The organism is Pseudomonas sp. BJP69 (genome assembly GCF_007633355.1).
Lineage (GTDB): Bacteria > Pseudomonadota > Gammaproteobacteria > Pseudomonadales > Pseudomonadaceae > Aquipseudomonas > Aquipseudomonas juntendi.
Map to the genome: position 1 here is coordinate 3,705,318 of NZ_CP041933.1, position 19,858 is coordinate 3,725,175.

The following is a 19,858-nucleotide window of genomic DNA, read 5'->3' on the forward strand; positions in this document are numbered from 1 at the left end:
ATCAAATACCCCCTTTGGCTTTTTCGCTGCGGCGCTTTTCGCGGTAGGCGTAAACCTCTTGCAGGCCTTCCTCGATCTTCACCACCTCACGGTCGAAGTAGGCCTGGGCCTCGGTCTCTTCATCCGGCGGCAGTTCGCCAGGGCCACGCAAGCCGTTCCAGATCCACTGCATGCCAGCGTCGGCACCCTGTCCGTGCAGCCACTCGATGACAGCCCCGCGCATGCCGAGCAGGACTCGCCCGAACATCAGGTCCATTTCCTTCACCAGCATGCGCAGGTCTTGGTTCTCGGCCTTTAGGCTCTCCGCATCCTGCAGGCGACGCTCTGCTCTCTTGATGTCGCGCTGAGATGCGCGGATCTGCTTCTGCATCTTTGAGGCGTCTTCGCCCATGCGCTTGGTGCTGCCACGCATGGCGTTGTTGTCGGCCTCAAGCCGCTCAATTTCGGCGAGCAACTCTAGGACTGCGTTGGGGTTTGCAGCGGCAAGGAAGTCCATATCCGTATAAGTGGCGCGACGATGGCCTTTCTTTCTGTCCCACACCTCAACACGATCACCTTTGCCAACCTCAGTGAAGTGTGTGCTCGTCTTCGCCAGCGCCTTCAGTTTCTCTTTGTCGATGCTCATGCTGCCCCCCGCACGGCCTTGTCGTGGGTGTGCAGGCCGTCCCAGTTCTTCTTCATGGGCAACTCGCCGGCCAGGTACAGCTCGTACAGGCGCACTGCGCCCTTGCGCAGCAGGATCGGCGTGTAGCTGATGAACGCCTCGCGACCGTGCGGCGTGATTTCCTTCTGGTGCTCGGTCATGTACTTGTCGCGGGCGTAGGCGCCGACGCGGTAGCGAGTGCTGGACCTGCTCTCGTTGTAGAGCCAGTTTCGACCTTCGAGGAAGTGACCGACCTGCATCACGTTGACCCCATTCAGACCCTTGCAGAACTGGACGTGGCTCATGCCTTCCTTGAAAAGGTTTTCGAGGTGCTCGATCTTTGTGGCCTGGGCCTCGACCTGGACGGTAAGCAGGACGCGGGCTTTCTCCGACTCCAGGGCCATCTGGAGGATTTCCAGCTTGCTGAGGTCGGCGGGCGCGGCCGGCTTGGATTCAAGCGCGGTCATGCGATCGAAAACCTTGGCCTGCAGCTCGTAGCTATACGACATTGCCATCAGGCACGCTTCCCGCTTCGGGAAGGAATAGCCGCGACGAGCGCGCCCATAGCCGTCAGGGAGATCGGCTGAAAAATCAGCCGATGTCGCGCCGAGCACTTCCGGCACCTTGGCCAGGAAGTTCTTGTGCATCAGCCTTGGGTAGCCCTCGCAAGGGAATACCATGCCGGCTGCGTAAGCCTTAGCCTTCCTGTCGTCATTGATGAAGTCGACGAGTTCAAGGCTCGTCATCACCGGCGCCACGAAATCATGGTTCGCATTTTGTGGCGCGGGCCGGATGAGGGCCTGTACACTTGGGGTCTGTGGATGCATAATTGGTCTCACTTTTATGCGTTGCAGAGAGCCGGGGTGCCACCCGGCTTTTTTGTGCCCGGAATTCGGGCTTATCAGGGCCTGATCAGGCCTTGCGCTGGAACGGAAGAACCGCTCCCCTCGCGTTTCGAGGTTTCGTTCGGCTGGCCAGCTCTCGATCAATCAGCTCGGCTGCTAGCGCTTCAGGGGTGATCCCCCGCTTTCGCGCCTCTCGCTCAAGTAAATCCATCGAGCCCGGGTCCAGACCGAATTGTTCGGTCGGCATAGGGCCTCCTCGCGGCCTTCAGGCTGCGGTTTGATCGCCGGTATTCTCCGAAGCCAGGGCAGCCAGCTGCGCTTCCAGCATTTCGCGGCAGAGCACGGCACGCTGGGTGCGGTGATACACAGCCATCGCCTGGATCAGGTTGAATGTGTCCTCGTCGACCCGGACCTTGATCTCGCGGTCATGCAGGTGCTTGGGATTGGCGTACATACGGGCTACTGCTCCTTGCGTGGTGGTGATTTTTAGGCGGCAGTCTTCTGAGACGGGAACGGTCGTTGCTCAACCGCCTCGAATCCGCCATCGGGAAGCTGGAACACGCTGATGTCGCGCTTGGCGATCAGCGCCTTGTGGATTGCCGGGGCTGTCACACGAAGAAGCCTGGCGGCTTCGGACTGCCCTTTTTCAGCAACGAATTTGTCGAGGGGGGTCGCGTTCATGGTCTGGCCTCGGTTGTTCATGAGCCAGATATTAACCATCGGTTGATTCTTTGTCCATACCGATGGTTTCTGCCATTTATTTAACCGTTGGTATATGTTCGCGCCATGACTAAGAAACGAATCCTTCCCCCTGACCGCCTGGCTGAATGCGAGGCGGCGCATGCGCTTTTCCTGGCGCGCAAGAACGAGCTTAAGCTCAGTCAGAAGAAAATCGCGGATGAGGCCGGCATGACTCCGGCGGCGGTAAATCTTTACTTCAAGGGTCTCAACCCGCTGAATGCCAAATTCGCCGCCGTGCTGGCAAGGCTACTGGACGTTCCAGTTGAGAAATTCAGCCCGCGCTTGGCTGATGAGATCCGGTCACTGAGGTCGCTGCCGAGTGGCGACCAGGATCACAAGAAAGGCGCAGCCGAAAAGGTCATGGAGATGCTGAAGCAGCACGCTGGCAAGAAGCTGGACGAGGATGCGCAGCAGAAGATCGCAGCTGCTGTGGCGGATTCCCTAGTGGACGAGCGGCCGAGTAACGTCGTATCGGCTGATTTCTCGGGACTAAAGGTGAAGAAGGACGAGATCTTCATCCCGCAATACGACATACGAGCATCGATGGGGCACGGCCAGGTGCCGCCCGACTACACCGAGGTCATGCGAAATGTGATCGTCAAGGAGTCGGTGTTGCACGAAAAAGGTGTCACCTACACCTCCCAGTCTGCCCTGGCCATGATCTTCGGGTGGGGCCAGAGCATGGAAGGCACGATCAACGATAAAGACCCGCTGATCGTTGATCGTGGCGTGAACGAATTCGTGGGAGACGGTATCTACGTGCTGACATGGCATGGACACCTGTATATCAAGCGCCTGCAGTTCTTCGATGAAGACCATTTCTGGCTGATCTCGGATAACGAGAAGCACAAGGATCAGCAGGCCAGGATCGATGACGTTACAATTCATGCCAAGGTCTTGCTCATCTGGAACGCCAAAAAGGCGTAGCTGGCCGGGAATTTACTGCAGCGTTGAGAGGGATCTTGTGTCATTCATAAAGAAGCTAGTGTTCGTGCTGATCCTCATGGCTGTCGCCGGATATCTTGCGATCATATGGGATGCCCATAAGGGCTTGGTGGAAACAAGTGAAAAACTTGCCAGGCAGCTTGGTGCCGAAATTATTGATGGCCTAGCTGATGCCGGGCCGGACTGTCAGCGATCCGTAAATATTGACTCGATTGTTGTGAAAACCGATTCCCCTTTTTCGAGTTCTGGCACGGCCTCAATTTACATTTCTGGAGCGAATGGCCGAGCTCTTGCGCTTGATTACTCGATTTCTGCGGCAGGCCAGAAGGTCTACCTCAAGCCAAAAAATACCACCTCCAGTCAAGCCCAGATCATGCAATTCGCTTTGAGCGGATGCAGGTAGCCTTTCCGAGCACCAAGATTGAGCCCGCCTTGAGCGGGCTCTTTTGTTTCAGAAAGGTGCCTCTTCCGCTAGCGCCTCAAGCTCATCAATCGGTGCCTCGCGATCTTCATCGCTCTGCATTTCCCACTCGATTTTTATCCCGCCCTCCTCCAAATGCGTGATCTCCAGGCCGTCAGTCTCGCCCAGGATACGCATCATCTCGCCCCACTCGGCGTCACCATCTATGTCCAGTCGATGAATGGCCACCCAGCGCTGCTCCTGCGCTTTTGGATGGTTGATCATGTTGGACATCCTCAAACCAAGCCGCTCTAGCGCGGTCATTCCTTGGCGCTGCTGCGTTGGCGCCGTCTTGTTTTGCTTGGCCATGACACCTCCTTAACGACTGTATATTCATCCAGTAATTCGGATCATAGCGCACGCCTTCGAAAAATAAATTAACCATCGGTATTGACGACAAATCTATACCGATGGTTAACTACATCCATCGAGGCGCTACACAGCCCCTCGGGAGGCCCTCAAGCCTCACCGCTCTTTAACAACCAAGACCGCCGAGCCTGCAGGCATAGCAGGCCGCCATCCCCGCAGGGCTCTGGTGCGATCAGGTGTGCCGCACTAGCGCGGCATCCAAGCGGCGCGCATGCCTCGACAGATGCAGGAAGCGCGATACCGGGTGAGCGACCGGGGCCTGAGAGAAGACAGAACGATTTACTGATGCCGGTTCACTGAGCCGGCATTGGAAATCAACTGGAGATCACCGAAATGACCAACCGTGAAGCGCTCCGCAACGCAAACCACCAGCGCGATCTTGCCCAGGCCGAATCCCGCCGCTGGCAGCTCAAGGCGCAGGTAAGCGGCGACGAGGCCGACTGGGTGCAGCACCGCCTGGCGCAGCAGGACGTCGTTCATTGGGGCTTGCAAGCTCATTACTACAGCAACGCTGCATGACCGGCGATTCACTGAAGCACCTGGGCGACCGGGTGCTTTGGGAATCCACTGGAGGAACACGAAATGCCGAATTGGGTAACCAACAAGGTCAAGGCGCCGCAGGAAGTGATCCAGGCGATGCTCAACGAGGAAGGCCGAATTGATTTCGGCAAGATCATCAAGTTCGAGGGTGAGTTTCCTTGGAATGGCATTGCCTGCGACGCGGAAACTGCCGCTGAGCGAACTCTGAGCTTGCCGCTCGATTCCCATCCCATGATCGGCAGCCTTCAGCAGGCCAACCGGGAACGCACCGATGTGCGAAAACTGAGCGATGAAAGCTTCGAGCAGTTCGTCCAGATGCTGCGCAACCACCGCAAGACAGGCTTCCTGCACAGCATGGACTTCGCCCGTTCCGCGTGGGGCACCAAGTGGAATGCCTGCGAGCCGAGTGTCGACGGTCCCGAGTCTGCAAGCTTTGAAACTGCCTGGTCCTTCCCTGAGCCGATCTTCCTCAAGCTCAGCCAGATGTTCCCAGAGGCCACCATCGAGCTGGCCTATGCCGACGAAGACATCGGCAGCAACTGCGGCACAGTCATCTTCAAGGGCGGCGAAGCAGTATCCCGCGATGAGTCTGCTGACTGGAACAGCATGACCGAGGCAGAGCAGGAAAAGTGGACCAGCTTCGCCTACGAGGTGAAAGGCTGGGAGCGCGATCAGGAAGACGACTGAACAACCAGCGCCCCGTCAGCCTGACGTTAACTGCCCGATGCCCTGCTCCCCATCGCAGGCTGCATCGGTGGCCACTCTGAACGCGAGTTGATCGCCGCGAATTGTGAGCGTGGGTAGCGTCTCGTCGCATGGTGAGGCGTCCCGACACCCGGCTTGCCCCGGAGAGTGGCCACCGATGCATCCCGCATCCCCTTCCCTTCAAATACGACCGCATTAGGCAGGCGCCAGGCCACCTTTCACGGTGGGTTTGGTCACCCGCGCCTGGCGCCTGGCCAATGCGGTTGGCTACCGAGATTCACACGATGAGCAGAGAAACAGGCGGACCTGCCTTCCCCACGCAGATCAACAACAGCGGAATCACGCCGATCAAGGGGTTCAATGGCGAAGAAATCAAGCCGCAAACCTTCAGCGCTTACCCGGGCATGAACCTGCGTGATTACTTCGCCGCCAGGTTCGCAGCTGCTCAGGCCACCGCGACCAGTGCAGACAGCAATTTCATAAACCCTGGCTACGTTGATCCGCGCGATGGTAGGCCGGTCGCACAGAAGATTGCAGAAACCTCCTACGAACTGGCCGACGCCATGCTCGCCGCCCGGGTGAAGCCATGAGCGGCTGGCAGCCGATTGCTTCGGCGCCGCGCGACGGCACTGAAATCATCCTGCGCAAAGGTAGTCGCGTGACCGCTGGAGCCTGGATCAAGTGGGCCAAGTCCGAGTCGCACTTTCACGACACCACTGGCGAGTACGTCGGTGAGGTCGAGATCGATTCCGGCGCCAATTGGCAGTCTTGGGACGGCGGCTTCTGCGAAGGCGATGAGCCAACCCACTGGCAGCCCCTCCCTTCCCCACCCACCGAGTAACCCACCACCTGGAGGCGACCATGGCCGAGCACAGCAAGGAATACCAGAAAGGCTACGACGCCCGCCAAGACGGCGAGCCAATGAATCACAGCAAGTCCAGCGACTGGCAGTGTGGCTGGTGGGCTGCTGAACACGAAATCGGATAACTGGAGGCGACCATGGCTCGCGAGCATGAGCTTTACGCAGACAGCGCCCAGGCGCGCGAGGTCGACCGCCAGATGCGCCTTTTCGGCGACACCAGCTGGGCGGATCACCTTACTTCTGAGCAGGCCAGGGCGAACAACGAGGCCTGGAACACCATGATCCGCGAGCGTGATGAACGCCAGCGGGCTGTAAGCCGCCGTGTGCTGAGCGCGGCACTCGACAAGATGGAAGCCATATGCGGCTCAGGCGCCGCCCGGAGGACAGCATGAACAATTCAACGCGCAACGATGTGATTGGCATGATCGAATCTCGCCTTGAGGCCATGGCTAAGGGTTCGGATTCGCTGAGTGGGCGTGCCCGGCTCGAGGGTGAGATTGAAATCGCCATCGACCTGGCGCACCTCACCGGCGCCATCGACCTCCCTCTGCGCAACCACTTCATCCAGCGCCGTGACCGCATGATCGCTCACGATCACCAGCAGTGGGAGCAGCAAGCCCGGAGGTTCTCATGAGCACTGCACCGGTCAAATCGCTGATTGACGAGCAGCTTGAACAGATCGAGCGTAGCCTGGCCATCATCAGCTTCGGGCTTCCCTTCAACGAAGTGATTGGCCTTCCTCGTGACTTGCCAGTGGCCAGCCTTAAGCGTCAGCTGAGCGCCACCATGAAAGGCCGGCGCATCGCTGTGAGGGTCAGGCCGTGACCCGCCAGCAAGCGCGACGCTGGGCATTCTGGCGCGGCAGCTTCATTACGCTATCCCTGTGCACCGCATGGATGTTGGCCAGCGCCCTAGCCGGCAGCATCACCTCCTGAGGCACCCCATGAACACAACACCCCGCCTGGCCGCCCAGCTCGACTGGATGACGGTCGGCTCGTTCTCGCCTGAGCAATACCAGGGCGATGAGCGCAAAGAGTACGAAGACGAGGCTGCTCGCATAGAGCGGCAGTGGGACAACCAACCGAACTGAGGACACCCCCATGTTCAAGAAAGCCGAACGCAAGCAGGCCAAGCTACGGCTGGCACTTGCTGGGCCATCCGGGTCTGGAAAGACCATGTCAGCGCTGCTCATGGCCAAGGGCCTGGGCGGCCGGATCGCGGTGATCGACACCGAGCACGGCAGCGCGTCGCTGTACGCCGACATCGCCGACTTCGATGTGCTGGAGCTGCACGCGCCCTACTCGCCTGAGCGGTACGCCGAGGCCATCACCGCCGCCGAACAGGCCGGCTACAGCGTACTGATCATCGACAGCTACTCGCACGAGTGGACCGGCTCCGGCGGGTGCCTCGAGTCGAACGAGAAGCTTGCTCACCAGAAGTTCAAGGGCAACACCTGGGCGGCCTGGAACGAAACCACGCCGCGACATCGCAAGCTGACCGACAAGATCCTGACCAGCCCGCTGCACATCATCTGCACCATGCGGAGCAAGACCGAGACGGTCCAGGGTGAAGGCAAGAAGGTGATCAAGCTCGGCATGAAGTCAGAGCAGCGGGACGGCACCGACTACGAGTTCACCGTGGTGCTCGATATCACCCACGACGGCCACGCCGCGATCGCCAGCAAGGACCGGACAAAGCTGTTCGACCAGCCTGAGGTGATCAGCGAGGAAACCGGGCGTCGTTTGCTGGCCTGGCTCAATGACGGCAAGTCGCAGGCCGACCTGCAGGCCACTGCGCTGCAGGATGCCCTATCGAAGATCCCGGTGACCGAGACCATGCAGGAGCTGCAAAGCGTGTACTCGGCAGCGTACCGGATCCTTGAGCAGTCACCCGACCACCTGGCGCAGCTGAATGCCGCCAAAGACAAACGCAAAGCCGAAATCGCGGAGAAAGCAGCATGAGGGGCATCAACAAAGTAATCCTGGTCGGCACCTGCGGCCAGGACCCCGAGGTCCGCTACCTGCCCAACGGCAACGCGGTCACCAACCTCAGTCTGGCGACCAGCGAGGCATGGACAGACAAGCAGACCGGCCAGAAGGTCGAGAAAACCGAATGGCACCGGGTGGTGCTGTTCGGCAAGGTTGCCGAGATCGCCGGCGAGTACCTGCGCAAAGGTTCGCAGTGCTACATCGAGGGCAAGCTCAAGACCCGCGAATGGGAAAAGGACGGCATCAAGCGGTACGCCACAGAGGTGCACGTCGACATCAACGGTACCCTGCAGCTGCTGGGAGGCGGGCCAGAGAATCAGGGTAAAGCCCAGCAGCAGCGCCAGTCTCAGCACCAACAGCGGCACCAGGGCAATCGGCAGGGCCAGCAGGCGCAGCAGCATCGCCAACAGCCGCAGCAGCAGGCCCAAGACTTCGACAGCTTCGACGATGATATTCCGTTCTGAGGGGGAGCCATGACCATCACCAAAGCCATGGCGCTCATCAGCCGACGCCAGGAACTGCAGCGCCACCTCGCTCTGCTCTTCTACCGTAGCAGCCAGTGGAGCAGCGCCCAGCGCAAACGCGGCGCCGCAACCATCGAAAACCTCACTCAGCAGGTAGTTGAGATCGACGACCAACTGGCCTCGGCGCGCGCCGCATGAAGCGAATCAGCACCTTGATCCGCCAGCGCCGGCGGCAAGAACAGTTCCACCTCCCGCCAAGCGGCCTATCGGAGCACCGAAATGCAGAAAGCACCTTCTGGAGTGGTAACCCTGCCGGCCTGGATGAATCGGCCGGTCAAGAAGCTGTACAACACCCGCAGCGGCGGGCAGTACCGGCCTGACGATGTGGCCCTGGCCTTTGCGCTGAGCCTGCGCGTGCACGACAGCGCCGACCACCTTCGCAGGCCGGCCCGGCGCCTGGTCGACAAGGTCTGCCTGGAGCACCAGCCGAACATGAAGCGCCTGGCCCGCGAGCCGGACGACGCCAAGGTGTTCGACGCAGCGCTCAAGATCATCAACCGGGTGTGCGACCTGCTGGAGTACGCCCCGGGCACCCGCTTTGTGCGCAATGGAGGCGATGATGGCTCTGACGTCGAAGCAGCGTGACGATAAGCGCAAGGAGAAAGAAGCCAAGGCCGGCATTGAAGAGCTGCGCATGAAAACCCGATCAGGCACCCGCCAGGCCCTGGCCGATATCATGCAATGGGCCGAGGTCGAGGAAAACGGCGAGGCCATGACCCTGCTCATCCACCGCATCCATGAATTAGGGCCTGAAGCGGCCCGCCACTTCCTGAGTGCGCCGCGCCACGAAATTGTTGTCTCGGATTTTGTGGCGCGACGACTCGACCAGTTCCGCATCGGTCGCGAGCTTCGGGCGCCTGATCTGATGCTGGGCGACGACCCAGACGACACCGGCCTGTTGCTGCTCGGCAACGGCTGACTCGCGCTGCCCACCAGCGCCTTCCCCTATTCAACGATAACGCCTCCCCGGCGAGGATCGCCCATGTCTGCATTTCAGAAAAAGAACCCGCTCGACTTCAAAACCCAGTACGGCCTTGGCTTCGATCCGCAAGACGATGAGATCGTGGTGGACTTCTTCTGCGGTGGCGGCGGAGCCGGTACCGGACTGGAGATGGGCCTGGGTCGGCCGGTCACCGTGGCCAAGAACCACAGCCCGGCGGCCATCAGCATGCACACCGCCAACCACCCGGCGGCGCGCCACTTCACCACCGACGTGTTCGAGGGCGACCCGGACGAAGAATGCCAGGGCCGACCGGTTGGCTGGTTCCACATGAGCCCCGACTGCACCCACCACAGCCAGGCTGCCGGCGGCCAGCCGCGCAAGCGCGAGATCCGCAACCTGTCGTGGATCGGCCTCAAGTGGGGCGGCAAGAAGAAGCCCCGCGTGATCAGCCTGGAAAACGTGAAGCAGATCCTGCAGTGGGGGCCGCTGATCGCCAAGCGCGACAAGGCCACCGGTCGGGTGATGAAGCTGGACGGGACCGTGGCTGCAATTGGCGAGCGCGTTCCGGTGCAGCAGCAGTTCCTCGTGCCAGACCCGAAGCGCCGCGGCATCACCTGGCGTCGTTTCGTGCAGTTGCTTGAAGGTATGGGCTACCAGGTGGAATGGCGCATCATCAAGGCCTGTGATTTCGGCGCGCCGACCAGCCGCGAACGCTTGTTCATGATCGCTCGCTGCGACGGACAGCCCATCGTGTGGCCTGAGCCTACCCACGCCAAGCAACCAGCCAAGGGCCAGAAGAAGTGGCGCACGGCAGCCGACTGCATCGACTGGAGCGTGCCGAGCAAGAGCATCTTCGGTCGCAAGAAGGAACTGGCAGCCGCAACGCTGCGGCGCGTGGCCAAGGGCATGAAGAAGTTCGTGCTGGACAATCCGCAGCCCTTCATCGTGCCGATCGCGAACTGGTCTGGTGAGCTTGCCCAGTCAGCCGCCGAGCCGCTGCGCACGGTCACCTCCTGGCCGCGCGGGGGATCATTCGCCGTGGCCAGCCCTACCCTAGTTCAGACCGGATACGGCGAACGTGCTGGCCAACAGCCGCGTGTGCCAGGCCTGGATCAGCCGTTGGGTACAGTCGTCGCCGGCGGCGTGAAGCATGCACTGTCGAGCGCGGTGATTCTGCCAGCAACCCATCAGGGCACTGTCCGGGTGAACGACCCCGGTGAACCGCTGCCCACGGTTACTGCCGCCAACCGCGGGGAGTTGATGATGGCCAGCCCAGTGATGATCGGGGCAGGTGGGCCGGTGTACGCTGGCAAGCCTGCGCCAGCCGATCAACCTATGGGCACGCTGATGACGCAGAACCATCGCGCCCTGGTCACCGCCTTCATTGAGCAAGCGAATGGCGGGTTCAACACCACGCCAGCCAAGGGCGCGGACGAGCCACTGACCACGGTCACCAACACCGGCAGCCAGCAGCGCCTGGTGACGGCCAGCCTGGCCACGCTCCGGCGCAACTGCGTGGGCCGCCCCGTAGATGACCTGGTGCCGACAATGACCGCCGGCGCCGAACATCACGCCCTGGTCGAGTACAAGCTTTCGCCTGAACATGAGGAAGGCGCCCTGCGCGTCGCCGCATTCCTGATCAGCTACTACGGCACCGAGAATACCAGCGCAGCAGACGCGCCAACGCCGACAGTCACCACTAAAGACCGCCTGGGGCTGGTCACGGTGTTCGTGAAGGGTACGCCGTACGTGATCGTCGACATCTGCCTGCGCATGCTCCAGCCACATGAGCTGTACCGCGCCCAGGGCTTCCCGGCCAGCTACATCATCGACAAAGGCGCAGACGGCAAGACGTTCACCAAGACCGAGCAGGTGCACATGTGCGGCAACAGCGTCAGCCCGCCGCCAATGGCTGCCCTAGCCAGGGCAAACGACCCGTGGCGCACCACCTCATCCCAAGCTGAAGCCGCATGAAGCGAGGCATCCCCATGCCCATAGAAAACCGATCCAGCAGCACAGAGATGGTCAGCGTGCCGCGCGAAGCCGTTGTGCAAGCGGCGGATTTGCTGCAGGAATACAACAAGTGCAGCATTGCCCGTGACCTGCGCGCCATCCTGGCCCAGCCAGCCGAGCAGCACGAGGCCGAACCGGTGGCGCTGCCTGCGCGCAAATCTCAACCTACAGAGCTGAGCGATGTGTTCGTCGATGCCAATAATGAAGGCTGGAACGCCTGCCTCGACGAAATCGCCAAGCTGGGGCCGCTGTATAGCCGGCCGGTGCAGGGTGAGCCGGTGGTGTGGTCGCCAGTGAAACCAAAGGTACCTGGGGCTTATTGGGTTCGTGGTAACGGCCTCGACCAGGAAGCATTGATTCAAGTCATCGATGATGATGGCGATCTGCGTTGCAACCTGCACCAGCGCACCACAGAGACAGACTTTGGTTACGGCTATGCGGTGTCTGATCTAAGCGGTGATTTCGAGTGGCTCGGGCCGCTGCATGGCTCCCCTATGGACCCTGGCAAAAAAGAGCCCAAACTGGGTGACGATTCTTATCTTTTCCAGGGTGAGAAAAACTGGGAGGAACATCTCGACGAGGTGGCTGATCAGCACATCAGGCGCCGCATGGAAATGGCTGAACAGAAGACCGAGCTGTATCGGGAGGTTGAGCGGCTGCGTGAAGAAATTGAACGGCGCCGCGTGCGGGGACAGACCTGCGCAAACAAGGTAGCTACCCTGCGCGAGGAGCTCGATAAAGCATTGGAGTTCGTTGAACGACTTCGCGACGAACGCGAAACGCTGCGCGCCCAGTTGGCCGATCGGGATGCGCTGCTGCGACTCGCCTACCAGTTGCTTGGCCTGAACAACTGGCATGTGAGCTATCGCGAGCTAATGACACAGATCGACGCCGCCTTATCCGCCAGCGCAGAGCATAAGCCCTTCCGCACTCCCGACTGCCCCGAATGTGCTTGCGTACAGGACGGCAACTGCCTGTGCATCCCAAGCAAACCAAGCGCAGAGCCGACCACGGCAAAGCAGGAAACCCGTGACGAAATGCGCATTCGGCACAAGCGCGAGTTCGACGCGCTCGACGGTAGCGGTTTCCATTACCAAGAATGCAGGTGTGGGACACAGGGCAGCTATCCGCTAGAGGTCAAGCACTGCGTATGCGGGAAGGCTTTCGATAGCGCAGAGCCGAGCGCGCCGGTTGACCGAATGGATGTCATACGGAAGAACGCAGAGGACCTTTCATCAAGGCTTAAGAATGCGTGCTGTCAGTCCTGCATGAGCAAACCTTGCGATTGTGCCATTCAAAGCGCGCCGGTTGAGCACGACCATGACGCACTTGTGGCGGCAGTTTGTGTGCTGCGCAGCCAAGGTCTTGGGAATTTGTCAGAAGCTGTGGAGGCGGCCCGCGCCGCCCTGGAGCGCAAGCCGTAACACCCCGCTGTAACCCCTCTCCCCTCTATTCACTGCCGCGATATGGCGGCCAAGGAGCACACGTGCGCATTACCGTGCATATCGAATGGCCTACGGGCGGCGAAGACGTTGAGTTTGAAATGGATGATGACTCAACTCCTGAAGAGATCGCTCAAGAAGCCCAGCAAGCGTTCTTTGATGTCTGCAACTACGGCTACTCGGTCAATGGTGAGCCGGTATGACCCGCCTCGCCCTCTGCCTCCTGCTGCTGGCCACCGGCGCCAGCGCAGACCCACGCGAAACACGAGGCATGCCCTACGTGTTCCAGGTGTTTCACGACGAACAGCGTGCAGTGACGTGCTGGTCCTACTCGGGCGGCCTGAGCTGCATCCCCGACAGCCAGCTGCAGGCCGGCAACCAGCGCCAGCTCTCCCCGCACGAAACCCAACCCGAACCTACACCCGCTATGGCGCCTGGGCGCTGGATTGATGAGAGGTATGAGCTGTGAGCGAGAAATTTGAACGTGAAGAGCGCTACATCGTCTTCAAGGTGAAAGACCTGAGCGAGCACAAGCTCGGCTGGGTGCGCGACGTGATCAGGCTGAACGACATCCCAACTGTGGATGCGGTAGTCGTAGAAGCCGACTGGCCAGAGTATGAGCCGACCTGGTCGGCTATCGAGCGCCGCGTAACCGGCGGGGAGTGGAATGGCGAAGGCCTGCCGCCTGTTGGCACACTGGTTGAAGCATCATTCGCCTGCGAAGACTTCGAAAAATGGCACGACGGGGTTTGCGTTGCCGTAGGTGAAGACCCGGAAGGCCGCGAGGAATTCTGCGTGGTTCAGTGCGGCAAGAAGATTGCCATGTATCGAGACGAGGCCAAGCGTGTTCGCCCTCGTCGCTCGCCTGAGCAGATCGCGGCAGATGAGCGCACTAAAGCCATTCATGAGCTGGTCAAGGTGACCTGCATCAGCCGAGGAGAGGCCGCGAGAATTTACGACGCCGGCTACCGCAAGCAGGTGGCGCCATGATCGCCCTCGCCTACATGGCCTACCTGATCGCAAGGAGGCCGCGATGAGCTGTTACACGCTGTACGACGAAAACCGCAACCCAAGGGGCCATATCTGCGGCGACCTGGGACCGCACTGTTCTGGATGCGGCGATGTCTCGGCGAACTTGTGCGATTACCCGGTTGGCGATGGCAAGACCTGCGATCGCAGCCTGTGCCGACACTGCTCAACCGAAGTTGCCCCTGACGTCCATTACTGCGCGGCCCACCATGCTGAGTGGAAAGCCTTCCGCGACGCCGGCGGCGTGAAGCGCGAGCTCGAAAACGTCGTTCCGTTCAAGGGCGCCTAACCACACCCCCAATTACTCAAGCCCGCCGACATGCGCGGGGGAGGAGCAACCAATGTCTGATTTTCAGACCACGACCGAGCCCGTGGCCCGGAAGCGCCATACCTGCTGCGAATGTCGAGGGCACATCGATCCCGGGCAACGGTACCAGCTGGTGGCTGGGTGCTGGGAGGGCTCGATGGAAAGCTTCAAGACCTGCCTTCCGTGCGTTCAGGCCCGCGACTGGGCGACAGCCCAACCCGAGTGGATGGGCGACGGAGAGCACCTCTACTACTTCGGCATGCTGGAAGAGGACTTGGCCAACCTGGCTCCGGAGCTTGCATCAGGTGACGGCCGCCGCTTCCGATCCTACCGGCTGCAGGTGCAAATCTGCCGCCGCCGTGACGCCGCGCACTCACAGAAAGCAGCCTGACCACCAACCTGCCGCCACCGGCGGCGTGGAGACCATCCATGAACATGATCGACTGCTACGTCACGAAGATCCTCGGCGAGCCGTACCGCAAGTTCGGCCACTGGTGGATATCGGCAGAGTACGAATCGGAAGGACGCCCAGGCAAAACCGAACTCATGTTCCGCACCGAGGAAGCCGCCAGGGCGGCGAAGGTCGGGCATCACTTTCTGGCCTAAGGAGGTCCGCATGAACACCTATTTCCTGCTCATGGCCCAGTACGGTGGCCAGGCAATCATCCCGCTCGAGCGCGTGTGCCTCGACTATTTCAGCCACCTGACCCCGGAGAAGATGAAGGGCAAGGTCGCCCGGGGCGAGATCAACCTGCCGCTCGTCTGCATGGAGAGCAGCCAGAAGTCCGCCCGGGGCGTGCACCTGAACGACCTGGCTGCCTACCTCGACGAGCAGCACCAGAAAGCCAAGACCGAGCACGACAAGCTCATGGGTCGCGGTCTTCGACGCGTCTCGTAATCCGCTTCTGGGCCTCGATCACGGGGCCCGTTATCACCCTCTCGATCCATTCCCATCCTTTATATGGATCGCCATTCCCCCGCAGGTGCGTATAGCGCCTCATCGAGTTCCAATCCCGGTGACCAGAAACAGAGGCCACCTTCGGGATATCCCACCCCATTTCGAAAAGCCGGCTGACGCCATCATGGCGGAGGTCGTGGAAGTGTAGGTCATCCACCTCAAGGAAATTGCAGGCCCTGGTGAATGAGGCGGACACCGACTTCGAGTTGTACGGAAACACCTCGTCTGCCACGCGCGGCATAGACTGCAGAATCCGCCAGGCCTCGTCCGGCAGATGGCACCATACGTCGTTCCCGTACTTCTGGCCCGGGTTCTTCATATCGGTGATCAGCGCCGACTGGTCCTTCTCGTTCAGCGCGTCCCAGCGAATGCGAGTGATCTCCTCCTGGCGACGAGTTGAGAACAGCGCGAACAGCACCACCCGCAGCATGTCGATCTCCTGCTTGCGGCGGTCACGCATCTCTTCGAAGTACTTGAGGATCTTCTCGAGCTCGGCTAGCGTCGGCCGCCGGTTACGCTCACGACTCCGAGTGACCGCTCCCATCTTGCGCAGCACCTTCCGTGCGTCGGGCATGGCGTGCGGGTCGACCTCATACCCCCAGGCCGGCCTGGCAACAGACAGCACGGCACCGAGGTGGGCCAGATCGTTGCCAACGGTCTGCGCCTGAATGCCGTCCTTCTCCATACGCCACATGGCGTAGTCAACCAGCTTCTGGCTGGTCAGTTCGCTGTCGACGACATCGCCCAGCCAGGTTTCCTTGATGGCCAGCAAAGTGGCGCGCTTGGTCTTACCCAGCGGCCGGAGCTTCTCGTACTGGTCCAGATACTTCTCCACCATGTGACGGACGGTTACCCCGCTCCGGTTGGCTTTCTCGATCGCCCCCGGCTCGTGCAGTTCGGCTTCGCGCTTCCTGATCCAGGCCTGGGCCGTAGTCTTCCGATCGAAGGTCTGGCTTTCCTGATAGACTTTCACGCCCTTGCGCATGATCCTGATCTGGGCGTCATAGGTGGTAGACCCGTCTTTCCTTTTGCGGGTAGTGATGGTGCCCATTTTGCTAAATCCTCCGATGCCTTTGCTGAAATTCAGCAACGGGGTTTGGAGAATAAGCAAAAAAGGTGGTAAACGATAGAGAATGAGAGAAACCCGAATGCACCCCGAAACACCAGAAAACGCGGCACGCCCAATGGATACGGTAGTAAGGCGGTTTTCTGTTGCTCCGATGATGGACTGGACAGATCGCCATTGCCGCTTCTTCCTGCGCCTGCTGTCCAAGCAAACCTTGCTCTACACCGAAATGGTCACCACCGGCGCCCTGCTGCACAACGACGCCGACCGTTTCCTGCGGCATGACGTTTCCGAGCATCCGCTGGCCCTGCAGCTGGGCGGCAGCGTGCCTGCCGACCTGGCGGCCTGTGCCCGCCTTGCCGAGCAAGCCGGCTACGACGAGGTCAACCTCAATGTCGGCTGCCCGAGCGACCGGGTGCAGAACAACATGATCGGTGCCTGCCTGATGGCCCACCCGGCGCTGGTGGCTGATTGCGTGAAGGCCATGCGCGATGCGGTAGCCACCCCGGTGACGGTCAAGCACCGCATCGGCATCAATGGGCGCGACAGCTACGCCGAGCTGTGCGACTTCGTTGGCCAAGTGCGCGAAGCGGGCTGCCGCAGCTTTACCGTGCATGCGCGCATCGCGATTCTGGAAGGGCTTTCGCCGAAGGAAAACCGCGAGATCCCACCGCTGCGCTACGACGTGGCAGCGCAATTGAAGGCCGACTTCCCGGACCTCGAGATTGTGCTGAACGGCGGAATCAAAACCCTCGGCGAGTGCCAGGCGCACCTGCAAACCTTCGACGGGGTGATGCTGGGGCGTGAGGCCTATCACAACCCGTACCTGCTGGCGGAGGTGGATCAACAACTGTTCGGCAGCGAAGCTGCCGTGATCAGCCGCAGCGAGGCGTTGGCGCAGCTACGGCCGTACATCGTGGCGCACATGGAAAGTGGTGGCGCGATGCACCATATCACCCGGCACATCCTGGGGCTGGCCCAGGGGTTCAAGGGCGCCCGGCGCTTCCGTCAGCTGCTGTCGGCGGATATTCACAAGGCGGCGCAGCCGCTGGCCGTGTTCGACCAGGCAGTGGAGCTGCTTCAGGGGCGCTGATGCGCTGTGTAGCGACAGCGGGTGCAGATGACGCCAGCACGCGCGGTGGTTTGGTGGTGTGCGGAACCTCGGGGTGGCGCCGGACTCGAATATCATCTTCACACCACCCTTCGTGGCAGGCCCGCGCCTACCGGCCCTTGAGCGGCCGTCGGGGCTCGGGTAATGTCGAGTCATTGCACAGGACAGAGCACGCCCATGACCTCCAAGCTGGAACAACTCAAGCAGTTCACCACCGTGGTCGCCGATACCGGAGACCTGGACGCCATCACCCGCCTGAAACCGGTCGATGCCACCACCAACCCGTCGCTGCTGCTCAAAGCCGCTGCCATCAGCGGTTACGCGGACCTGCTCAAGCAGGTCAAGGCAGATGCCAAGGGCAATGTCGACCTGGCCTGCGACAAGTTTGCCGTGGCCGTTGGCTCGGGCATCCTCAAGGTCATTCCCGGGCGCATCTCCACCGAAGTGGATGCCCGCCTGTCATTCGACGAACCGGCCCTGCTGGCCAAGGCCCGGGCGTTGATCGACCTGTATGAAAAAGCCGGCGTCGGCCGTGACCGCGTGCTGATCAAACTGGCCTCGACCTGGGAAGGCATTCGCGCTGCCGAGAAGCTGGAAAAGGAAGGTATCCAGACCAACCTTACCCTGCTGTTCTCGTTCGCCCAGGCCCAGGCCTGTGCGGATGCCGGGGTGTTCCTGATTTCGCCGTTCGTGGGCCGGATCTACGACTGGTACAAGAAAAGCACTGGCCAGGACTACGTGGGCGCCGAAGACCCGGGTGTGCAATCGGTCACGCGCATCTACAACTACTACAAGGCCAATGGCTACGACACCGTCGTCATGGGTGCCAGCTTCCGCAACATCGGCCAGATCGAACAACTGGCGGGCTGCGATCGCCTGACCATCAGCCCTGACCTGCTCGACCAATTGAGCAGCGACCAGGGTGAGTTGCCGCGCATGCTCAAGCCAGGCAATGCTGGCGAGGCCAAGCAGGTGCTGAACGAAAGCCAGTTCCGCTGGGCAATGAACGAAGATGCCATGGCCACCGAGAAACTGGCCGAGGGCATCCGCCAGTTTGCCCGGGACCAGGAAAAGCTGGAAAAACTGATGGCTGAAAACGCCTGAGTAGTTTCGGCCCCGCCAGGCGGGCGTAAAGTGCCAAGCACCTTGCGCCCCATACCCTTCCCGAGCTGTTGATGACCGCCCCTACACTGCTGCCCCTCGTACTGGCCGGCCCGGTCCTGCGGCGCCTGGAACCCCAGCGCCTCGCTATCTGGCTGGTCGCCACCGAACCGCTGCACGCGCAATTCGTCTGCACCGCCAGCGAGGCCCAGGTCGACTGCCAGGTGGTAGCCGTAGGCAAGCAGGCCTTCATTCACTTGCTGGACATCCATTTCAGCGGCCCGCTGCCCTGCAACCAGCTGCTGGACTATGACCTGCTGATCAATGGCAGGGGCATCGCCGATTGGGCACCTCACCTGCTCTACCCCGGCAACCAGCGCCCCAACCTGGTGTTGCGCGAGCGCCTCGACCACCTGTTGCATGGCTCCTGCCGCAAACCGCACCACCCTGCGGCCGACGGCCTGCTGTGCGCAGACCGCCTGCTGCAGGCTTGCACAACCCCGCAAGACCGCCCCGCCGTGCTGCTGATGACCGGCGACCAGGTGTATGCCGACGACGTGGCCGGGCCGATGCTGCGTGCCATCCACAGCCTGATCGCGCGCTTGGGCCTGTTCGACGAGCAACTTGAAGGTGCGGTGGTCACCGACAGCCAGGCGCTGTACCAGCACCCGGCCAGTTACTATCACCGCGCAGACCTGTTGCCGGCACAGAAGCTCAACGAAACCCTGCGTGAGCGGTTTTTCGGTGGCAAGCGCAAACCGATCTTCTCTTCCAGCAACGCTGACAACCACCTGGTGACCTTCGCCGAAGTCATGGCCATGTACCTGCTGGTGTGGTCACCCGTGCCGTGGCAGCTGGTCGACCTGGCCATGCCAGCCGGGCTCAGCGACCAGCACCAGGCCCGTTACCAGCACGAGCTGCCGCTGGTCCGCGGGTTTGCCGAAAACCTCGGCCAAGTGGCTAGGGCCATGGCCCACCTGCCCTGCCTGATGATCTTCGACGATAGTCCGAACGTAGATGTGCTGGCGGCTTAATCTATACGTAACCCAGAAATGGACAACACTCTGAAAATCCGGTTGTCCGCAAGCGAACCAAGACGCTCACTTACCGCGATATGAGCTTCAGCACTTTTTCTTCCATCGTATGGCATGCTAGTCGGTGCGCATGCCGGCGGCATGCTTCGACTTATTTGGCAGGTCGTCCAGAATTTACGATGCAAGACTGAAATTCGCTTTTACAGCTCACTGGCTTCATCAGGTGCAGAAG

At 60.9% G+C, this 19,858-nt stretch carries 34 protein-coding genes and 1 pseudogene; 27 read left to right on the forward strand and 8 right to left on the reverse strand.

What is annotated here, in order from left to right:
- Position 1 precedes the first annotated feature (1 nt).
- From FPB55_RS26745 to FPB55_RS17270, 5 genes are all read right to left on the reverse strand, one after another.
- Positions 2-625 (reverse strand): ead/Ea22-like family protein, encoded by a 624-nt coding sequence (locus FPB55_RS26745; RefSeq protein WP_238706598.1) that lies wholly within the window; start codon positions 623-625, stop codon positions 2-4.
- Positions 622-1,470, reverse strand: coding sequence for a transporter (locus tag FPB55_RS17255; protein ID WP_144188829.1), 849 nt, complete (start codon positions 1,468-1,470; stop codon positions 622-624). The genes FPB55_RS26745 and FPB55_RS17255 overlap by 4 nt, the downstream gene beginning before the upstream one ends.
- Before the next feature lie 85 nt (positions 1,471-1,555).
- Positions 1,556-1,735, reverse strand: coding sequence for a hypothetical protein (locus tag FPB55_RS17260; protein WP_033696979.1), 180 nt, complete (start codon positions 1,733-1,735; stop codon positions 1,556-1,558).
- Positions 1,736-1,753: 18 nt separating this feature from the next.
- The gene (locus FPB55_RS17265) at positions 1,754-1,942 is read right to left on the reverse strand and encodes a hypothetical protein (RefSeq protein WP_070086158.1); all 189 of its coding nucleotides are present in this window, start codon (positions 1,940-1,942) and stop codon (positions 1,754-1,756) included.
- 32 nt (positions 1,943-1,974) lie between these two features.
- Positions 1,975-2,169 (reverse strand): Cro/CI family transcriptional regulator, encoded by a 195-nt coding sequence (locus FPB55_RS17270; RefSeq protein ID WP_164524738.1) that lies wholly within the window; start codon positions 2,167-2,169, stop codon positions 1,975-1,977.
- A gap of 105 nt (positions 2,170-2,274) precedes the next feature.
- Between FPB55_RS17270 and FPB55_RS17275 the strand changes: the two genes are divergently transcribed.
- The gene (locus FPB55_RS17275; protein ID WP_144188837.1) at positions 2,275-3,156 is read left to right on the forward strand and encodes a LexA family transcriptional regulator; all 882 of its coding nucleotides are present in this window, start codon (positions 2,275-2,277) and stop codon (positions 3,154-3,156) included.
- 58 nt (positions 3,157-3,214) lie between these two features.
- A complete protein-coding gene (locus tag FPB55_RS17280; protein ID WP_178097519.1) occupies positions 3,215-3,577 on the forward strand; it encodes a hypothetical protein in 363 nt (120 codons plus the stop codon).
- Positions 3,578-3,625: 48 nt separating this feature from the next.
- On the opposite strand, the gene FPB55_RS17285 is transcribed toward FPB55_RS17280, so the two are convergent.
- Positions 3,626-3,943: a DUF1654 domain-containing protein gene (locus tag FPB55_RS17285; protein WP_144188841.1), complete on the reverse strand. Its 318-nt coding sequence runs from the start codon at positions 3,941-3,943 to the stop codon at positions 3,626-3,628.
- Between the two features lie 339 nt (positions 3,944-4,282).
- Complete coding sequence (locus FPB55_RS17290; RefSeq protein WP_144188843.1) at positions 4,283-4,483, reverse strand: hypothetical protein; 201 nt, start codon at positions 4,481-4,483, stop codon at positions 4,283-4,285.
- Positions 4,484-4,585: 102 nt separating this feature from the next.
- Here FPB55_RS17290 and FPB55_RS17295 point away from each other — a divergent pair, with 102 nt between their 5' ends.
- The 22 genes from FPB55_RS17295 to FPB55_RS17380 all read left to right on the forward strand — a co-directional run bounded on the left by FPB55_RS17295 (position 4,586) and on the right by FPB55_RS17380 (position 15,254).
- Positions 4,586-5,230, forward strand: a complete 645-nt coding sequence (locus tag FPB55_RS17295) for a hypothetical protein (RefSeq protein WP_144188845.1) — start codon at positions 4,586-4,588, stop codon at positions 5,228-5,230.
- A 275-nt stretch (positions 5,231-5,505) separates the two neighbouring features.
- The gene (locus tag FPB55_RS17300) at positions 5,506-5,838 is read left to right on the forward strand and encodes a hypothetical protein (protein ID WP_144188847.1); all 333 of its coding nucleotides are present in this window, start codon (positions 5,506-5,508) and stop codon (positions 5,836-5,838) included.
- Complete coding sequence (locus FPB55_RS17305; protein ID WP_144188849.1) at positions 5,835-6,089, forward strand: DUF551 domain-containing protein; 255 nt, start codon at positions 5,835-5,837, stop codon at positions 6,087-6,089. The genes FPB55_RS17300 and FPB55_RS17305 overlap by 4 nt, the downstream gene beginning before the upstream one ends.
- Positions 6,090-6,109: 20 nt before the next feature.
- Positions 6,110-6,235, forward strand: coding sequence for a hypothetical protein (locus tag FPB55_RS26855; protein ID WP_256206997.1), 126 nt, complete (start codon positions 6,110-6,112; stop codon positions 6,233-6,235).
- 12 nt (positions 6,236-6,247) lie between these two features.
- Entirely contained in the window at positions 6,248-6,502 is a 255-nt protein-coding gene (locus FPB55_RS17310) for a hypothetical protein (RefSeq protein ID WP_144188851.1), read from the forward strand.
- Positions 6,499-6,744 (forward strand): hypothetical protein, encoded by a 246-nt coding sequence (locus FPB55_RS17315; protein WP_061550579.1) that lies wholly within the window; start codon positions 6,499-6,501, stop codon positions 6,742-6,744. Before FPB55_RS17310 ends, FPB55_RS17315 begins: the two co-directional genes overlap by 4 nt.
- Positions 6,741-6,935: a hypothetical protein gene (locus tag FPB55_RS17320; protein WP_144188853.1), complete on the forward strand. Its 195-nt coding sequence runs from the start codon at positions 6,741-6,743 to the stop codon at positions 6,933-6,935. Before FPB55_RS17315 ends, FPB55_RS17320 begins: the two co-directional genes overlap by 4 nt.
- A gap of 118 nt (positions 6,936-7,053) precedes the next feature.
- Positions 7,054-7,200 (forward strand): hypothetical protein, encoded by a 147-nt coding sequence (locus FPB55_RS26380; RefSeq protein ID WP_156357124.1) that lies wholly within the window; start codon positions 7,054-7,056, stop codon positions 7,198-7,200.
- A gap of 10 nt (positions 7,201-7,210) precedes the next feature.
- A complete protein-coding gene (locus FPB55_RS17325) occupies positions 7,211-8,071 on the forward strand; it encodes an ATP-binding protein (protein ID WP_144188854.1) in 861 nt (286 codons plus the stop codon).
- Positions 8,068-8,562 (forward strand): single-stranded DNA-binding protein, encoded by a 495-nt coding sequence (locus tag FPB55_RS17330; protein WP_144188856.1) that lies wholly within the window; start codon positions 8,068-8,070, stop codon positions 8,560-8,562. Before FPB55_RS17325 ends, FPB55_RS17330 begins: the two co-directional genes overlap by 4 nt.
- Positions 8,563-8,571: 9 nt before the next feature.
- Positions 8,572-8,760, forward strand: a complete 189-nt coding sequence (locus tag FPB55_RS17335; protein ID WP_144188858.1) for a hypothetical protein — start codon at positions 8,572-8,574, stop codon at positions 8,758-8,760.
- Between the two features lie 81 nt (positions 8,761-8,841).
- Positions 8,842-9,207: a hypothetical protein gene (locus FPB55_RS17340; RefSeq protein WP_144188860.1), complete on the forward strand. Its 366-nt coding sequence runs from the start codon at positions 8,842-8,844 to the stop codon at positions 9,205-9,207.
- A complete protein-coding gene (locus FPB55_RS17345) occupies positions 9,179-9,541 on the forward strand; it encodes a hypothetical protein (RefSeq protein WP_342782630.1) in 363 nt (120 codons plus the stop codon). Before FPB55_RS17340 ends, FPB55_RS17345 begins: the two co-directional genes overlap by 29 nt.
- A gap of 63 nt (positions 9,542-9,604) precedes the next feature.
- Positions 9,605-11,539 (forward strand): DNA cytosine methyltransferase, encoded by a 1,935-nt coding sequence (locus FPB55_RS17350; RefSeq protein WP_144188862.1) that lies wholly within the window; start codon positions 9,605-9,607, stop codon positions 11,537-11,539.
- A 14-nt stretch (positions 11,540-11,553) separates the two neighbouring features.
- Positions 11,554-13,002 (forward strand): hypothetical protein, encoded by a 1,449-nt coding sequence (locus FPB55_RS26385; RefSeq protein ID WP_178097520.1) that lies wholly within the window; start codon positions 11,554-11,556, stop codon positions 13,000-13,002.
- A gap of 62 nt (positions 13,003-13,064) precedes the next feature.
- Positions 13,065-13,223, forward strand: coding sequence for a hypothetical protein (locus FPB55_RS26390; RefSeq protein ID WP_178097487.1), 159 nt, complete (start codon positions 13,065-13,067; stop codon positions 13,221-13,223).
- Positions 13,220-13,489 carry a hypothetical protein gene (locus FPB55_RS17360; RefSeq protein WP_144188864.1) on the forward strand — a complete coding sequence of 90 codons (270 nt, stop codon included), beginning with the start codon at positions 13,220-13,222 and terminating at the stop codon, positions 13,487-13,489. The genes FPB55_RS26390 and FPB55_RS17360 overlap by 4 nt, the downstream gene beginning before the upstream one ends.
- Entirely contained in the window at positions 13,486-14,010 is a 525-nt protein-coding gene (locus tag FPB55_RS17365) for a hypothetical protein (RefSeq protein WP_144188866.1), read from the forward strand. The genes FPB55_RS17360 and FPB55_RS17365 overlap by 4 nt, the downstream gene beginning before the upstream one ends.
- Positions 14,011-14,053: 43 nt before the next feature.
- Positions 14,054-14,338 (forward strand): hypothetical protein, encoded by a 285-nt coding sequence (locus FPB55_RS17370; protein WP_144188868.1) that lies wholly within the window; start codon positions 14,054-14,056, stop codon positions 14,336-14,338.
- A gap of 52 nt (positions 14,339-14,390) precedes the next feature.
- Entirely contained in the window at positions 14,391-14,747 is a 357-nt protein-coding gene (locus FPB55_RS17375) for a hypothetical protein (RefSeq protein ID WP_144188870.1), read from the forward strand.
- A 38-nt stretch (positions 14,748-14,785) separates the two neighbouring features.
- Entirely contained in the window at positions 14,786-14,962 is a 177-nt protein-coding gene (locus FPB55_RS26395) for a hypothetical protein (RefSeq protein WP_178097521.1), read from the forward strand.
- Positions 14,963-14,972: 10 nt separating this feature from the next.
- Positions 14,973-15,254, forward strand: coding sequence for a pyocin activator PrtN family protein (locus tag FPB55_RS17380; RefSeq protein ID WP_144188872.1), 282 nt, complete (start codon positions 14,973-14,975; stop codon positions 15,252-15,254).
- Here FPB55_RS17380 and FPB55_RS17385 read toward each other — a convergent pair.
- Positions 15,223-16,365 carry a site-specific integrase gene (locus FPB55_RS17385; RefSeq protein WP_144188874.1) on the reverse strand — a complete coding sequence of 381 codons (1,143 nt, stop codon included), beginning with the start codon at positions 16,363-16,365 and terminating at the stop codon, positions 15,223-15,225. The two genes, FPB55_RS17380 and FPB55_RS17385, sit on opposite strands and share 32 nt — an antisense overlap.
- 133 nt (positions 16,366-16,498) lie before the next feature.
- Here FPB55_RS17385 and dusA point away from each other — a divergent pair, with 133 nt between their 5' ends.
- The 3 genes and pseudogenes from dusA to FPB55_RS17400 all read left to right on the forward strand — a co-directional run.
- Positions 16,499-17,473, forward strand: coding sequence for a tRNA dihydrouridine(20/20a) synthase DusA (gene dusA / locus FPB55_RS17390; protein WP_144188876.1), 975 nt, complete (start codon positions 16,499-16,501; stop codon positions 17,471-17,473).
- A 195-nt stretch (positions 17,474-17,668) separates the two neighbouring features.
- Complete coding sequence (tal, locus tag FPB55_RS17395; protein WP_029885861.1) at positions 17,669-18,595, forward strand: transaldolase; 927 nt, start codon at positions 17,669-17,671, stop codon at positions 18,593-18,595.
- Positions 18,596-18,666: 71 nt separating this feature from the next.
- Positions 18,667-19,596, forward strand: a pseudogene (locus tag FPB55_RS17400) (alkaline phosphatase family protein); the annotation flags it as partial.
- Between the last annotated feature and the right edge of the window lie 262 nt (positions 19,597-19,858).